The 17,055-nt window shown below is 34.5% G+C and carries 12 protein-coding genes and 1 pseudogene; 9 read left to right on the top strand and 4 right to left on the bottom strand.

Annotated features, from left to right (window positions below):
* The first annotated feature begins 278 nt into the window (after positions 1-278).
* Positions 279-1,448 carry a glycosyltransferase family protein gene (locus H1P_RS04665; protein WP_144864632.1) on the top strand — a complete coding sequence of 390 codons (1,170 nt, stop codon included), beginning with the start codon at positions 279-281 and terminating at the stop codon, positions 1,446-1,448.
* A gap of 23 nt (positions 1,449-1,471) precedes the next feature.
* Here H1P_RS04665 and H1P_RS04660 read toward each other — a convergent pair whose 3' ends face one another.
* Positions 1,472-2,722: an MFS transporter gene (locus tag H1P_RS04660; RefSeq protein WP_144864630.1), complete on the bottom strand. Its 1,251-nt coding sequence runs from the start codon at positions 2,720-2,722 to the stop codon at positions 1,472-1,474.
* Positions 2,723-3,144: 422 nt separating this feature from the next.
* On the opposite strand from H1P_RS04660, the gene H1P_RS04650 reads away from it, so the two are divergent.
* The 7 genes and pseudogenes from H1P_RS04650 to H1P_RS39250 all read left to right on the top strand — a co-directional run.
* Entirely contained in the window at positions 3,145-4,848 is a 1,704-nt protein-coding gene (locus H1P_RS04650) for an ArnT family glycosyltransferase (protein WP_222426929.1), read from the top strand.
* A gap of 376 nt (positions 4,849-5,224) precedes the next feature.
* Positions 5,225-7,294, top strand: coding sequence for a hypothetical protein (locus tag H1P_RS04645; protein WP_144864626.1), 2,070 nt, complete (start codon positions 5,225-5,227; stop codon positions 7,292-7,294).
* A gap of 33 nt (positions 7,295-7,327) precedes the next feature.
* The gene (locus H1P_RS04640; protein ID WP_144864624.1) at positions 7,328-9,439 is read left to right on the top strand and encodes a hypothetical protein; all 2,112 of its coding nucleotides are present in this window, start codon (positions 7,328-7,330) and stop codon (positions 9,437-9,439) included.
* Between the two features lie 510 nt (positions 9,440-9,949).
* On the top strand, positions 9,950-11,221 hold the full coding sequence (locus H1P_RS04635; protein WP_144864622.1) for a M16 family metallopeptidase: 1,272 nt from the start codon (positions 9,950-9,952) through the stop codon (positions 11,219-11,221).
* 14 nt (positions 11,222-11,235) lie between these two features.
* Positions 11,236-12,492: a M16 family metallopeptidase gene (locus tag H1P_RS04630; RefSeq protein WP_144864620.1), complete on the top strand. Its 1,257-nt coding sequence runs from the start codon at positions 11,236-11,238 to the stop codon at positions 12,490-12,492.
* Between the two features lie 11 nt (positions 12,493-12,503).
* Entirely contained in the window at positions 12,504-13,034 is a 531-nt protein-coding gene (locus H1P_RS04625) for an O-acetyl-ADP-ribose deacetylase (RefSeq protein WP_144864618.1), read from the top strand.
* A gap of 36 nt (positions 13,035-13,070) precedes the next feature.
* Positions 13,071-13,832: pseudogene (locus H1P_RS39250) on the top strand (pyruvate:ferredoxin (flavodoxin) oxidoreductase); the annotation flags it as partial.
* A gap of 138 nt (positions 13,833-13,970) precedes the next feature.
* Here the strand turns inward: H1P_RS39250 and H1P_RS04615 are convergent.
* Positions 13,971-14,936: a cytochrome b N-terminal domain-containing protein gene (locus H1P_RS04615; protein ID WP_144864616.1), complete on the bottom strand. Its 966-nt coding sequence runs from the start codon at positions 14,934-14,936 to the stop codon at positions 13,971-13,973.
* 1 nt (position 14,937) lies between these two features.
* The gene (locus H1P_RS04610) at positions 14,938-15,267 is read right to left on the bottom strand and encodes a PadR family transcriptional regulator (protein ID WP_144864614.1); all 330 of its coding nucleotides are present in this window, start codon (positions 15,265-15,267) and stop codon (positions 14,938-14,940) included.
* Between the two features lie 534 nt (positions 15,268-15,801).
* Between H1P_RS04610 and H1P_RS04600 the strand changes: the two genes are divergently transcribed.
* The gene (locus H1P_RS04600; protein WP_144864612.1) at positions 15,802-16,038 is read left to right on the top strand and encodes a type II toxin-antitoxin system HicB family antitoxin; all 237 of its coding nucleotides are present in this window, start codon (positions 15,802-15,804) and stop codon (positions 16,036-16,038) included.
* Positions 16,039-16,353: 315 nt separating this feature from the next.
* Here the strand turns inward: H1P_RS04600 and H1P_RS04595 are convergent, their stop codons facing one another.
* Positions 16,354-16,794 carry a DUF3531 family protein gene (locus H1P_RS04595; protein ID WP_144864610.1) on the bottom strand — a complete coding sequence of 147 codons (441 nt, stop codon included), beginning with the start codon at positions 16,792-16,794 and terminating at the stop codon, positions 16,354-16,356.
* Positions 16,795-17,055 lie beyond the last annotated feature (261 nt).

Here is a 17,055-nt window from a genome sequence, read left to right as displayed (position 1 = left end):
ATATTTTTTCTATGAAAGTCTTTTTGCAGAAGAAAAAGTGATTTCATCCTTAAGTAATGCTTTACAAAGAGTAAGGCTGCATCATCAAGAATTTAACTATTTAAAAACAATAAACGATTTAAAAAAAAAGCTATAAAATAAGTCTAGCACAAGTAGAAGAATTAAAAATAGAAATAAATGCAATGAAAACTAGTAAGTTTTGGAAGATGAGAGAGCAATGGTTTAAGGTTAAAAAAAGATTGGGCATAAATGAACAATTATAATTATCTTGATTAATAATGACTACTACCCATATTTTTACAAGTTGTACTAACAATTATTTACCATTAGCTAGAGTGCTAGCTCAATCACTGAAAAAATTTCATCCTTCCTTTCATTTTCATCTAGTATTATGCGATCGCATTCATGAATCATTTAATCTAGAGAATGAAGATTTTGATAATGTTATTACCCTAGAAAATTTAGAAATACCTGACTTGACGCGATGGCTATTTAAACATTCGGTAGTAGAGCTATGTACGGCAGTCAAAGGCTTGGCATTTAAGTATATTATGCAGCATTATCAATGTGATAATGTCATATTTTTCGATCCTGATATAGCTATATTTTCTCCTCTTGATGAATTAATTAGTAACTTTGAAGATAGTAATATTCTGATTACTCCCCATCAACTAAAACCAGAAAAATTATCTTCCGCTATTGTTGATAATGAAATTTGTTTTCTACGTCATGGTACATTTAATTTAGGTTTTTTAGGGGTCAAAAATTCCTCTGAAGGAGTGGCATTTATCGATTGGTGGGCAAATCGTTGTCTCGATTTTTGTTATAGTGATGTCGCCAATGGTTTATATACCGATCAACGTTGGATCGATCTTGCCCATTCTTTCTTTACAGGTATAAGTATCTTAAGGCACCCTGGTTATAATGTAGCGAATTGGAACTTGAGTAACCGTGATGTACAGGGAGATTTACAAACTAAGATAACTGTTGATGGTAAGCCTTTGTGTTTTTATCACTTTTCTAGCTCTCAAGCTATTATGCCCGAAAAGTATCAATTGCATAATCAAACCACTACTTCTTTAATAGAATGGTATCAAAATCAATGTGAGCAAATGGGTCAAAATGAATTAGGAAAGTTATCTTGCGTTTATAATTACTTTGATAATGGTTGTGCTATCAGCGATGAACAAAGATTAGTTTATCGCCAAAGAAAAGATTTACAAACAGCCTTTAAAAACCCCTATGATACAAAAACTTCCGCTCATAATTACTATCAATGGTGGTTTCATTATGAAATAAAAGAAAAACCACAAGATGCAAGTGACTTACAAAGACAATTAGCTCAATCTCAAGAATTGATTCGTGCTATGGAAAGCAGTAAATTTTGGAAAATGCGTAGTTTTTGGTTCAGTTTTAAAAAAATATTGGGAATAGCAACCACAGAATAAAGCGAATTTTTAAACATCATATTTTAACAGGATTTAGTATCAGAGATTATTGTATTGAGATACTGTAATATCAAAATACCGATCGCGATTGAACCACTACAGGCTAACCAATAAACCCTAACAAAGTTTATAGAATTATCCAGGGCAAAACCCCCCAGAGAAGGGCCAATAAAATAGCCAACTGCCCAACATTGAGAGTTAAAAGAAAGATAAATTCCTCTAAGGGATTCTGGTGCAATATCAGCAATAAAAGCAGAAGCAGAAGGAGTATAAGATACCATTGCTAAAGACATAATTCCTAATGCTACTATTGCCCACACTAAAGGATATGCAGTAACAATTCCTGTTAGCCAAATTAAAATAAATCCCACTCCCCAAAAGACAAGAGAAATCGTTAAAGCCTTGATGCGACTGAACGAATTAAGCCACCGCGCTATGGGTAATTGAGCGATCGCTGCAAAGACAATATGCCAACTAAATAAGCCACTAATTACTTTTTCTGAAAAGCCTAGCTGTGATTCTCCTACAGAGATAAAGTTTTTAAAATATAAAGGAAGAGTACTTTGTATTTGGGAAAGATAGGTAGTAAATAAGACATTAACCACTAAAAAGATAGTCAATCTACGATCTTTTAAAGCAGTCAGCCATCCATTATTATGAGATTTATGTCGATTAGTAAAATTATAGGTTTCAGCGATCGCAAAGTAGATAATAAAGAAAAAGATGACAAAAGAAATACCATCAAAAAGAAATAACAGTCGATAATTAACTTCATTGGCAATTAAAGCCCCGCCTAAAATTACTCCTAAACTTAAACCCAAGCTATCTGCCAGTCGAGTAATCGCAAAAGACTCATTCCTTTGTTCTGGTGTAGTTAAATCGATAATAGCAGCTTCGGTTGCGGGCCAATAAAGCCCAACTCCCAAACCCATCAGTAAATTACCGATTACTAGGGTAGGAAAGTTATTTGTCATTACTAAAACGACATCCGCCAAAGCAGAAATAATTGCCGATAATAACAGGGTTTTTCTTCTTCCCCATTGAGGCGAATCTGCCCACTGTCCGCCAAAAAATCGTCCCAAAACCCCCGAAAGCGAACCGCTACCTAAAGCTAAACCGACTAAAGTAGCAGAGATCCCCACCTGATTAACAAAGAATATGGGGGCGTAAAAGAGAGTAAATCCAGTCCCAATGGCTGATAACAGTCTTCCTCCTGCTAATATCCAAACAGCACGGGAAAACTGGGGTAATTTTAATAATTTATTTTGAGACATTGCTACTCAAATGGTTTTGGCACTGTTGGTCATTTTAAGAGAAATTGTCTCGGTATGTTTTTAATCTCTGTTTTAAAATGTTGTTTAATAAAGAACTATGAGTTTGTTAATATTCAGAAATTTAAAAAGCGATCGCTTTAACTTTTGCCCAAATTTCTCTGGACGATAAATACTCAAACAAAATTAATTGTATATTCTGTACTAAAGTTTTTGAAAATGTTCTCTAAAGTTTCAACTAAAGTAGAATAACTCTCATAAACTTCAATTTCTAATCACTTATATTTGATAAGTGATTTTTTTCTATGAACTTGTTAAATTTCAACATCATAAATCGGATTCAATAAATGACCAAATACAAACACATATTTCTGGTTTTTTGCCTATGTTTTTTCTTTTCGATCTTAACTATAACAAGCTTGTTTTTGCCTCTCAAAAAATCAATAACTTACGATGAACCAGATCATTATGCTAGTGGTATAGCTATACTATCAGGTAAACCATCCGAACGAGCAGCAACAGATGCAAATTATCGCAATAACATACCTATATCAGCCTTGAATGTTTTGATTAGTAAAGCTTTTCCTGAGAACATAATCTCTGAATTGACAGAGTACAAATGGACATTTTATGATGGCAAGACCTATCCAGATGGCAGACTCTATTGTGGTAGGCTGGCAACGATTTTTGCTTCTGTGATTTTGGCGATTTATGTATTTTGCTGGGCTCGCCAACTTTATGGTATTCATGCTGGTTTTTTGGCTTTGTCTTTATATATACTCGACCCAAATATTATTGCTCACTCTCGCCTCGTTACCCAAGATATATTTTCAGCTTGTTCTGTTTTTATTGCGACTTACTACTTTTGGAATTTTTTGAAGTTTGGAGGTCAAAAAAATGTTGTACTGAGTATAATTACCTTTGCAATTGCTCAAATTACACGCTATGGTTCAATCTATTTACTACCTATTTATCTTGTTTTAGTTATTGGCTTCCATGGCTCAAATATTGTTAAATTAATTCAAACTAGGAACTTCAAGATAATTATTTCAAGTATCAAGAAATTTTGCTACTATACAACCTTATTTTTATTAACTACAATTCTAATCATTAATATTAGTTTTTCCTTTGACAAAACATTTACTAAGCTGGGTAATTATAAGTTTGAAAGTCAATTTTTTACTTCCTTACAATCTAGTTATTCGCTATTAAGACAACTACCTATTCCAGTTCCCTATGCTTATATGCAGGGTCTGGATTTTGGTAAGTACAAACATGAAATCGGTTTTGGAAGTGGAGCTTCTTACCTTATGGGTAGATTGGGGATAGAAAATGGCAGATTAAAAGGCTTTAAAGAATATTATATAATTGCATTTCTCTACAAAGTACCTATTGCCACTCAATTACTCCTACTAATGGCAGTTATTAGCTCAATCAGATATCAAAATCGTCTTAAATTTTGGCAAAATGAAGCTTTCCTAATTATCCCTTCTCTACTTTTTCTGATTGTTTTTAGTTTTTCCATTGCTCAACTTGGGATTCGATACGTTCTCATGATTTTCCCCTTTCTTTTCGTTTTTTCTAGTCGAGTGACAGTGGGCTGGATAGCATTTAAAAATAGATATCGAATTTTTATTATTAGTCTTGTCGCCTATTTATTAATTTCTAATCTTTCTTATTTTCCTCATTACATATCATACTTTAATGAACTTTTAGTGGATAGAAAAATGGGCTATACAATTCTGGCAGACTCTAACTTAGACTGGGGACAAAATTGGATTTACTTAGACCAGTATCTTAAAAAAAATCCTGATGCAATATACATGAGATATCTTAGAGAAGAGGAAACGTTAGAGCTTTTAAAAGGAAGACCAGAAGTCGATCTCCGCGATCTTCGGCACTTTGGAAATCGTATAAGAGATCGTCTAGTTGGAGTCGATCCTGCAAAATTTAAAGGTGGTTTAGTTGCAATTCAAGCCAATCAATTAGTGGGCGTTATAAACGATCCCAAAATATTTCAATGGCTAAGAGAAAACAAAAAACCTGTGGATCATATTGGCTACAGTTTCTTAATATTCAAAATTCAGCCCCATGAATTACATAATTTATCTACCGATAATAATGATTAGGGCTTGCTGAATAAGTTTTGAAATAACATTATTGGACTTTCGACAAAACCAAAGAGAATTCGCGAACAGAGTCTAAGAATAAGGGACAATAGAAGTGAGAATATGGCTCGCAGTTTCCTAATACTTATTTCAATTGACTAATCAATAATCTACCCAAACAACTATAATCAATTATAAAAAGAGTTTAAATCATTTTGAGACAAGTTGTATCGGAAATGGTTTTATTTAAATAGCGGGTTTAAGTTCATTGTGTAGCAGTATTAAAGTTTTAATTAATGCTACACAATGAACTCTAATTTTTGCAAAAGTACCACAAAGCCTATAATTAGCTATTATTTTTGTTTTTGTTACTCAACAATTTTGCGATCTATTAGTTATGGTAAATAATTTACTAAACAAGCCTAGAAAAGTTACTGTATTATTAATTTTCGCTTCTGCTTTAATTCTACTTCCTTCCTTTTTACTTCTAATGGCTTCATCATGGAATACTGATGACTACTTGATCGCTGAACTGTATCAGGTTAATGGTTTCAATGGCTTATCTGAAAGGATTTTTACTTGGAGTCCGAGATTTTTTTCTGAAATAATTTTGTATCTGTACTACAATGCTGTCCCTTGGTTGGGAAAACCATTTACAGGAGGCATGATCTTGATAATTTGGCTTTTTCTCATTAGCTCTATATTTATTTTTGTGAGAAATATTATTAATAATAATAGTCTATGTTTACAGGATAAAATTTTTTTTTTAGATCGGACAAAAACAAACAATAAAGCAGAAAATATTTATCTACAACTTTTATCGCCACTGCTAATAACATTGATTTTTCTTGCTTACTTACTTGACAGTCAAAGACCAAGTACAATGTTTTATTTGGTGGTGGTGTCTGCTGCTTATGTTTCAACCTTAGCAGGGATAATATTTAATCTCAACTTTTTTATTAACCAAAGTAATACTCAAAGTATTGCTATAGTCGATCTTTTACAGTTAATTATCTTTGGTATTATTACATCATCTTCATGGGAAATGGGAGCAATTTATCAAGTATGTTTCAGTGGCAGTTTATTTTTACTCTTGCTATTAACCACTTTTTCAACTCAATTCAACTATTTGCCTTTTTCTGGTCTAAACAAATTTAATCGCTGGAAATTATTAATAGCAAATTTAATACCATTTTCCCTTTCTTTATATGTTCTATTCTTGCTTCAATCCAATCGAGTCGGTGCTGTTGAAGCTAATAATATTAAATCTCTATTAACAGGAAATTTTACGGCTAGTTTTAGTACTGCTGTGGTTCAGTTTTTTAGAGAAATATTTTTCTTGAACAATCCTGCATGGGAGTCTCATATAGATGTTTATTCTTTTACTTATTCATTGATTTATAAATTAGGTTTTTTATTATTGCTAATAATCTTACTTTATCAAGTTAAAGTAAAGCTTAATGCGATCGCCATAAATGCTTGTTTTTTATCTATTGTTCCTTTAATTATTACTAACTTTATCATTACATTTTCTGGCTATTATCAATTAGGGATAACTTCACCTGTTAGACAAACCAGTTTTAAATCTGCATTAATTGGATTAACGATAGTTCTGATCGCGTTAATTATTACCTCCTTACTTTCCTCTAAACAAGATAAAGCTACGAATAAGATAAATATCTGTTTACTGCTCAATTCCCCCATTACTTTGCTTGTCAATTTTGGCTTAACTATTACGCTCCTAGTTAATTTACAGCTAAACCATCTTAAACAAGATATTAGTAATTTTCAGGATCTCATTATTAGTAATAATCGAAATTGGCAAGAAAATCTTAATTCCAATGAATCATTCGCTGTATATACTGAAGTGCCAGCATCTTATATTTACAGAATGTATTTAGAGTATGGGCTTTATCCTTCTTGTGACAAGCCAGATAATGGTAGAGCAGTTACATATATAAATTATTTTGACAAGCAAAAATTGTATGCCACTCCTTTCAAGCGTCAAGGAATGGATGTTCAACTCGAAATAATTTCTGAGGAAATTAAAAGTCTTGAAAACAAAATTTATTTTGCCTGTTCTTATACTTTAGGTAATGTTGAAAAAATAAATAAAGTTACAAATACTGGTCAAGTAATTGATGTCAAAATTGATGAGACTGTGGAAGTACTTGGTTGGGCAATTAATCCCGATAAAAGTAAAGCAAAAAGGATAATTATTACAGTAGAAAATGATAAAAATTTACTGGTAAATATTCCACTAGGTATACCCCGTCCTGATGTGGCTGAATATTTTAACAATCCGAATTTAGTTGATTCAGGATGGAAAACAACGTTTACTGCTTCTCCTGAATGGGATGGACAAACGATCGCTTTTAAAGTATGGACTTATAATCCTGATACAAAAATAGCAAATTTTTCTCAAGAGTTTATTCTCAACTTTTATTCCAATAGTAAACTCAAATAACGATCGATACTACATGAATTTAGGGTATTAATTATGACAAATAATTTACTAAGTAAATCCCAAAAAGTCACTATATTATTAGTCTTACTTTCTACTTTAATTCTGCTTCCTTCTTTTTTACTTCTAATGGCTTCATCATGGAGCAATGATGATTATTTACTAGCTAAACTATTTCAATTGTTTGGATTACAAGGTTTATCAGATAGAGTTTTCAAGGCTAGTCCTAGATTTTTGTCTGAGATAGTTTTGTATATTTACTACCACTTTGTCCTCTTATTTAAAAACCCATTTACGGGTTTCTTTCTTTTAACTATTTGGCTCGGCTTAATTTTATCCTTATTTATTAGTTTTAAAAGTATTATTTCTCAATTTTCTAGAATATCAATTGAGCATAAAAACCCGCAAATAATTGAGATATTTAAAGTTAAAACTACCAAAATAAGTAAACTTATAGAGCTAGACTTCTTAGTCGCTTTACTATTATCCCTAATTTTATTTTGTTATTTTATCTATGCAGAAAAACCTGTTACTATGTATTATGCTCCTGCGGTTGCAGCACCCTATTTACTTACTTTGTCGGGCATTATACTTGGGAACAATTTTTTGCTAACTAAAGCTGATAACTCTCAAATTTCTTGGGGGGAGTTTGTTTCATTTACGGTTATTAGTCTCATGACATCTTCTTCATGGGAAATTGGAGTAGTATATCAATTAGTATTAAATATTTTTTTGTTATTAATCTTCTTATTAATTACGTTTAAATCTCAGTTAAATTATCTTCCCTTTTATCGAATTAATCGATTAGGTAAAATAAAACTATCTATGGGGATTTTTATATCTTCTGCTTTATCTTTATATGTAATTTCTCTCATAAAAACCTATCGTGTTGGTTCCATAGAAGTAAAGACTTCTTTAGAATCAGCTTTAATGGGTAATTGGACTAATAGCTTTATTGCTAGTTTAAAACAGTTTACGCAAGAAATACTATTCCTGAATAGTCCTGCATGGGAAACAAGTAGTTCTTGGCACTCTTTTTCCTATTCTATTTTTTGTAAGTTTGGTCTTTTATTAATAATTTTACTATCATTAATAAAAGTAAAAATAAATATTAGTCAACGAGTAAAAAATGCTTGCTTTATTTCTATTATTCCTTTAGTAATCACTAATTTTGTAACTATTATAACCAGCTACTATCAATTTGGAGAAATATGTTGTGCTAGGCAATTGAGTTTTAGAGGGGCATTATTTGGTTTAATTATCTTGATTTTTGCTTTATTATTTTCCTCAAAAGTTAATAATTTACTCTATAATAATACAGAAAGAGCGCAGCAATATATACGATATAAGTTACATATTTTAATCAGATTTTTTTTTACCAGTAATTTTACATTGATTATAGTTTTTTCTTTAACTTTAACTCTTCTAGTAAATCTACAATTCAATAATATTAAACAAGATTTGATAAACCTAAAAAATATTATTAACACTAATAATATTAACTGGCGAGAAAGCCTAGACAAAAAAAATTATTTTGCCATACATCGACAAATACCCACTAGCTATATTTACCGATTTAATTTAGAAGAAGGTATTTATCCTTCCTGCACTTCTCCACAAAATATTCTCGCTATTTTCTACATGGACTACTTTGATAAAGAAGAATTTTATGTCTTGCCCGTTGAGGACGATATTTCTGTTTTAACTAATGATTATTTTGAAGAAGATAGATACCTTACATCTACCAACAATCCAGAGAATATCCGTTTTATTTGTCGTTACCCACGAGGCGGGATCGACAGAATTAACAATTCCAATCAAACGAGTTCCATCATTACTGCTTCTAAAGATGAACCAATTGAATTAGAGGGATGGGCTGTAAAACCAGATAGAACTAAGGCAAACGAGGTCATTATAACTATGGGTGATGATAACCAAATTGTAGCGAGAGCTTCTGTCAATGAACCAAATTCATGGGTAACCAAATTTTTTAATAATCCTGATTTAATTAATTCTGGTTGGACTGCAAATTTTACTCTCCCATTTAAAGAGCAAGAAGATATTGTTATTTTCAAAGTATGGACTTATGATGCTGAGAAAAAATCGGCATATTTATTTCGAGAATTTTATCTACAGTTTGTACAATAAGTAGTTATTTATCTTAAAGATTTAAGAAATCAAACAAGTGCCTAGAGTGACAAAAGAGAGTTAGTTTAATTCTTTCAGGGATCGATGCTTTATTTAACTGCTCAAAACAATTTACAAAGATTACAAATAAAAAACCTCGGTACTGCCGAGGTTAGCATTCAGGAGAAATCAATGTGACGCGAAACATCGATCTAGTTTGACAAATATATGCCAGCATACAAGTCGGTACAAGAGTTACAAAATAGCTTTGAACTCGACAAACCAACTTACTTTGTAAAGTTATGTTTAGCAATGTAACAAATGATTATAGAAAATACAAGTCGCTTCAATTTTTAATCTCGATCGCGATCTTTTCGTGGTGCTGATGTTTAGGTAAGATATTATAAGCAATCCTTAAGATTTTCTTAATAAAAATCATTATTTCTGTATCACACTTGACCACTCAGTCAATTAGATCGGGGCTAGGATAGCTGAAATCACAACAAGATCAATTATTAAATTAAATACTTAATGGTGCAAGTATCGACTCCTCTCGAAACCCCGACCTTACCAGTAAAAGTTGTTCAACTAAGTAATGGCTTAACTGTTATCCACCAACATATCAGCGTAACACCAGTGGTAGTGACAGACGTGTGGCTCGGAGCAGGAGCACTTGCTGAACCCGAACCCTGGTCGGGAATGGCTCATTTTTTAGAACACATGATTTTTAAAGGCTCTCCCCAGGTAGAAGTTGGTGAGTTTGATTGGGTAATCGAGAATACTGGAGGAATGGCTAACGCTGCAACTAGCCATGATTATGCCCATTTTTATCTCGCTACCGCTAATACCCATCTCGAACAAACATTACCCTATTTATCTGAAATCTTACTTCACGCATCTATTCCTGATGATGAGTTTATTCGAGAAAGGGATGTTGTCTTAGAAGAAATTCGCGCTAGTAATGACGATCCTGATTGGTTAGGTTTGCAACTTCTCTATCAAACTCTCTATGAAAACCATCCTTACAAGCGTTCTATTCTAGGAGAAGTCGAACTGTTAATGCAACATACTCCCGACTTAATGCGCTGCTTTCATCGCACTCACTATCAACCAGAAAATATGACCGTAGCCATAGTAGGAGGGATTGACCAAGAATCTGCTTTATCCATAGTCGAGCGAACTTTTAATAACTTTGGTGTGCGTTCTGAATGTCCTTCTTTCACAATAGATGCCGAACCTCCTCTACTCAGCAATCGCCGTCAAGAATTAAAATTACCTCGTATCGAACAGGCTCGCTTATTGATGGGCTGGATAGGACCTTCTGCGGAAAATCTTGAGCAGGGAGTGGGTTTAGATATTCTGTCGGTAATTCTTGCGGAGGGTCGTTGCTCTCGCTTAGTAGATGAGTTGAGAGAAGAAAAACAATTAGTTTTAGATATTTGCAGTACTTTTTCTTTACAGCAAGATTCTAGTGTCTTTGCCATTAGTGCCTTGCTCGATACCCCAGACTTATATCTGGTAGAAAAGATAATCTGCAATCATTTATGGCAATTAGCAACCGAACCCATCTCAGCCAAAGAGCTAGCTAGAGCCAAGCGTTTACTGATCAACGACTACATTTTTTCGACTGAAACCCCAGGACAATTAGCCAGTATCTACGGTTATTACAATACTATTAATTGTTTAGAGCAGTGCTTATCCTATTCTGCTACTGTAGAAAGGCTTACCGCCGAACAGTTACAGCGTTTAGCTGGTGCTTATCTCTCACCAGAACGCTATGCTAGTGTGATACTAAAACCTTAGTTAATTCGCACTCAATGTCTTTAGAAACAAAGCCCAGAAAGCATCAAATTCATCGTGAAATTTTACCCAACGGTATTATTCTGCTAATTGTAGAAAATCAGGCTGCGGATTTAGTATCAGGTCGTTTTTTCTTTAGTAATGCAGGCTCAATTGTTGAAAGTCCAGATCGAGCAGGGATATCTAATTTAGTATCTTCTGTAATTACTAAAGGAACAAGAAACCTCTCCGCACTAGAAATTGCCGAACAAGTAGAATCTGTTGGTGCTGGTTTAGGTGCAGACAGCAGCACAGACTATTTTGCTCTTAGTTTGAAAACGGTTTCTACTGATTTTCCTGCCATGCTGAAGCTTATAGGAGAAATTATTCAATTTCCTACTTTTCCCCCCGCAGAAGTAGAATTAGAGCGAAAAATCGCCTTGCAGACTATTCGTTCCCAAAAAGAGCAGCCTTTTAATGTCGCTTTTAGTCAGCTTCGCGAAAATATTTATGGTCAACATCCCTACGGCGTATCAATCTTGGGGAAAGAAGACAGCGTAGCTAAATTAACTGCGGAAGATTTAAAACAATATCATCAAACTTATTTTCGTCCCGATCATCTAATTATCAGCCTTTCTGGTCGTCTCACCAAACAAAAAGCTATTAATTCAATAACTGAAATATTTGGTAACTGGCCCATTCCTGACACTACTTTGACTGTCGAGCAATTACCTGCTATTGATACTGAATTTTCAGAAAAAATCACTTTTCAAGATACCCAGCAATCTATTGTCATGCTGGGTTATAAAGGCGTTGGTGTAACAGAAGAAGCCTATCCTATACTAAAATTAATCAGTACCTATTTAGGAAACGGCCTTTCTAGTCGCTTATTCGTCGAATTACGGGAAAAACGCGGTTTAGCTTATGATGTCTCGGCTTTTTATCCCACTCGTTTAGAACCTGCTCCTTTTGTAGTTTACATGGGTACTGCTCCCGAAAATACCGAAATTGCCATAGATGGTTTACGTCAAGAAGTGGAACGCTTGAGCCAGATAAAATTAAGCGAAGCAGAATTACAAGGAGCCAAAAATAAGCTTTTAGGACAATATGCTTTAGGTAAACAAACCAATGGTGAAATTGCGCAAATTTATGGCTGGTACGAGAGTTTAGGTTTGGGAGTAGATTTCGATTTTGAGTTTCCTGAAGCTATATCCCAAGTTACCCCAGAAATGATTCAAGAAGTCGCCAATACTTATTTAACCAATCCTTTTATCTCTATTGTCCGTCCAGAATAACTACATTATTGATGAATAGCTCTTTAGAAGTATATTTAGGTGACATTACCAAATTAAAAGTAGATGCTATTGTAAACGCTGCCAATACTAGCTTACTAGGAGGAGGCGGAGTAGATGGGGCTATACATCGAGCAGCAGGAGCAAAGCTCGTTCAAGAATGTAGATTACTTGGAGGTTGTCAAACTGGTGATGCCAAACTGACGAAAGGATATAATTTGCCCGCGTCTTATGTGATTCATACAGTCGGCCCAGTTTGGCGTGGAGGAAATAACGCAGAATCAGAACTTTTAACTCAATGTTATCAGCGATCGCTTAAAATAGCAAGAGAACAAAATTTTACCTCCTTAGCTTTTCCTTGTATTAGTACTGGTATCTATGGCTATCCCAAAAATTTAGCAGCACAAGTAGCAATAGAAGTATGCCAAAAAGAACAACGGCTCAATAGTAATTTTCCTCGCATAATTTTCTGTTGTTACGACCGAGAAAGCTACAATATCTACCACACAATATTGGCTACATCTGAGACAGTAGATATTGATTAAATCAAAATATATATACAGAATCAATAGGATTTAGTATTAGAATCAGCCCCAGCCACTTTTAAAGCGATCGCAGCGAGAGATAAAGACTTTAAAGGTCAGAATTTCAGCCTCCAGGTTGCTCCAGAAGATTGTACGGGTTGTGCTGTCTGTATTGATGTTTGTCCTGCTCAAGACAAAACCGATCCCACACGCAAAGCAATTAATCTCGAACCCCAACTACCATTACGAGAAACAGAACGCGCTAATTGGGACTTTTTCCTCGATTTACCCCTACCCGATCGCCGTAACCTCAAACTCAACCAAATTCGCCAACAACAACAGGAAGAACCCCTATTTGAGTTCTCTGGTGCTTGTGCTGGCTGTGGGAAAACCCCTTACCTAAAAATGGTAACTCAGCTATTCGGCGATCGCATAGTAATAGCCAATGCTACTGGCTGTTCTTCCATCTACGGTGGTAACTTGCCTACTACTCCTTGGACGAAAAATGCTCAAGGACAATGCCCCGCCTGGGCTAACAGCTTATTTGAAGACAACGCCGAATTCGGTTTAGGCTTCCGCGTCTCCATCGATAAACACACTCACTTTGCTTCCGAACTCTTACAAAAGCTAGCGGGAGATCTAGGAGATAATCTAGTTACCAATCTGCTCAATAATCCCCAAAAATCTGAAGCCGATATTTACCAACAGCGCAAAAGTGTTGCTCAACTTAAACAACAACTCCAAACAATTGTAAGGGCGTATCGCGATACGCCCCTACCAGAAACAACCTATGCACAACATAAGTTACTGGTAATAATTCATAGGGAAAAGTATTAAAAAGATCGTATCTTTTCCCCTCAAACTACCACAATTTTTTTGTTCCATAGCTGAAACCTTTAATGACTTTCTTAGCATAGGTTTCAGCTTTTTCTTTATTCCAATTCTAGAAAACTCGATCTAAACAGATGAAGATTCTTCATTTGAAACATACTTGTTACATAATTGCATTAATCTAAACTTCTTATTTTCAGGTTTCCAGTTTTGCTCTTGGCAGATAAGAGCAGTGAGATGAGTAATGGAAAGGATAATAGCTACAACTGCCAGGATATAGCTGTGCAGGGCGTACATATGTTGCAAAGTGAGACTACTAATACCATTTCCACCTGACAAAATATCTCGCAGATTTGAACCCACCAGAGGAATCGATGCAACTATGCTCAGTTCGATTTTAAAACGCCAGAAACTTGTTTGTTCCCAATTTAAGACAATCGCTGTCCAACTAAGACCAATAGCAGTGAGGGTCAAACAGATACCGCTAATCCAAGCAGTTAACCAAGACAGCAAGAACCGTCGTCCTAAAAACATGACGACGATTTGAACCAAAGCTAAGACAATCAGACTGTGACCAGCAAGATTATGCAAACTCAAGATAAGTGAGCCATTGGTAACTTCTTCCACAATCATTGTCAGGGAATTGTAAGCTCCAAGTGCCGTGGGCTGATAATAAAACGCTAGCAGAATGCCAGTAAAAGCAGCGATACCACAAAGGGTAAGTTCTACTACTGCCAAAAGTGTAGCCGTTCGTTGAAGAATATAGCGATATCGAGCGATTCCGAGCAACTGGGTTACAGTGGCAACCCTTTCAGATAGAATTGTGAAGTTTAAAAAATCTTTTTCTAAGAGAAAACTTTTAAGTTTTTTGAGTAGTCGATTAACAACCATAACAATACCCACATAAGCTACAAAATACAATAAACGCCAGTGAAAAATCACCACAGTTTGCCAAGCTGGATAACGTTCCCGAAGAACTAACCGAGAAGAAATAATATCTCTTAGCCAATCTTGGTACTCTTCCCATTCTTCTGAAAAATGGCTGACCAATTCACCTATTCTGCTCGCCAATTCTAAATCCTGAGAACTCATTTCACACCCCCTCTGGCTCAGACATCCAATAAGCGACGCTTTCTAACAACTGTTGTTTAGTTTCCAGAGCTTTCGTACCAGTCCCCGTAATTTGGTAGTATTTTCGCCTAGCTCCAGTATGCTTTTCAGGTGCTTCATTACCCCATTCCGACTTGACAAAGCCTTTTTTCTCCAGTTTTTTCAAGTTGGGATAGAGAGAATTAAACCTTATCTGTTTACCTCCACTATTCTCTATTGCCTCAATAATCTCTAATCCGTAGCGTTTTCTGAAACGAAGTGCTGACAGGATTACTTCCTGATTAGGAGTAAGACTTAAATCTAGATCGCTCATATTAACTATTGGATACTGTTTATGAAAGATATATATACAAATATAACAATATATCTAATAAATAGATATAAGCTTCTGAATATCTACAATAGTGTAGGTAAGTAAATCAAAAGACTATTACGAATTTTACTTATAATCGATTTAAGAGATACTTTTTAAGAGACTTTTGGTTATGCACGAGTTTCGACCGTAAACTAATTAAGCTTAGATATAATAGTCCACCTGCAACTAATAATTTATATAGTGCGATCGATTAACATTTACGATTTTTTTGCTGCTTAAAAAATTGTATCTGTAGTTAACTCAAGTTCAGGAAAAATATTAGACTTCAGGCGATCGCCTTTTAGAACCTTTTCTATCTAATATTCCTCTTCAATTAACTTACAAATAGCATTAGTTGCTTTTCTAATTTTACTTTGTTGAACTTTAACTAAAGTTTGTGTGGGTTTTTCCTAGGTGTTACTGACAAACTATCAAATTAACCAATTTCTGATAGATTAAAAAGCATTTACTAACAGGCAAATATTAAGTCTAATGAAGACCTTTCGTTATCCTATCGTCATTGAGAAAGCTAAATACAACTATGCTGCCTATTGTCCCGATTTTCCTGGTTGTGTAGCAACAGCCAAAACTATTGAAGAGGTTCAACAACAGTTGACTGAAGCTCTCATATCTCACTTGGAAAATTTAAAAGCAAGTAACCAGCCCATACCTGCTACCAAATCTCAGCTAGGTTATATTGACATTCAAATTGAAATTCCAGCTTCATAAAATAGAGCTATGACATCTGCGATCGCTCAAGCTAATTTGCTGATTGCCAAATGCTCGTTTCCAGGAGGCTTTAAATCTGAATTTTACTGAGACATCGCTTAACTAAAGCTTTTCTGTGTCAAAGTTTTGGCATTTCTGGGAAATTGCGCGGTCGCAATTTAATTGAGTAACAAATCTTCAAACAAGCGATCGCTAAACAATTTTTCTTCGATCCATATTTGGTGTTAATTTAAAAATTAAACACTACCTGTAGTAGTTGACTATTTCTACTTTTGCGCTCACAAATGGATATACTTACTGACTAATAGCTAACAACTAACTCTCAAGAAAATTACTCTGTTCTTGAACTGACCAGTCCTCATTTTCTCCACCGATAATTAATTGCTTAACCAAGGCATAGTCTTTATTTAACTGAGTTATAGCATTAATTAAAACATCTATAGCTATTAAATCGCTAGTACCAAGATCGAACCAACACCTTCCCCATGTACCTAAAAACTCAAAACTTCCCATATTGTGCATCAAAGACATTAAATTTTCGCTAGATTGTGTTGTATCGTAATCCATATAGCTAATTTCAATACCTGTCTCTTGTACTTGAAGATTTTCTGCATTAAAACCGCCTAATTTGCCGAGGTAAAACCAAGAGTTAAACAGTTCTTCGATATACTGTTGTTCCATTAAAGAGGGAACAGTTTCAAATTCCAGCCAAATCCAAACATCAAAAGGATTAAATTCACGAAAACTTACTTCCATAAGAACAAACTGTATTACAACCAATTAAGTCAACAACAGACTACTAAGTATACTCGTCAAGTGAGGAAAGAAGAAAAAAGAATCAAGAAGCGATACCCAAGAAACAGATGTTCTATCTTCCTTAGAGTAGTTAATATTTTGAAGAAACTTCAAAATTACGCCCTCAGAATGCGCATCAAGAGAGGAAGAAAAATTAAGGACGAAGTAGTAAGTAGCAACCAGTAATCAACAATTAACAATCAACAATCAACAACTCACTAT

Source organism: Hyella patelloides LEGE 07179 (assembly GCF_900659865.1).
GTDB classification, from domain to species: Bacteria; Cyanobacteriota; Cyanobacteriia; order Cyanobacteriales; family Xenococcaceae; genus Hyella; species Hyella patelloides.
This window is presented reverse-complemented; position numbering and strand designations above follow the sequence as displayed.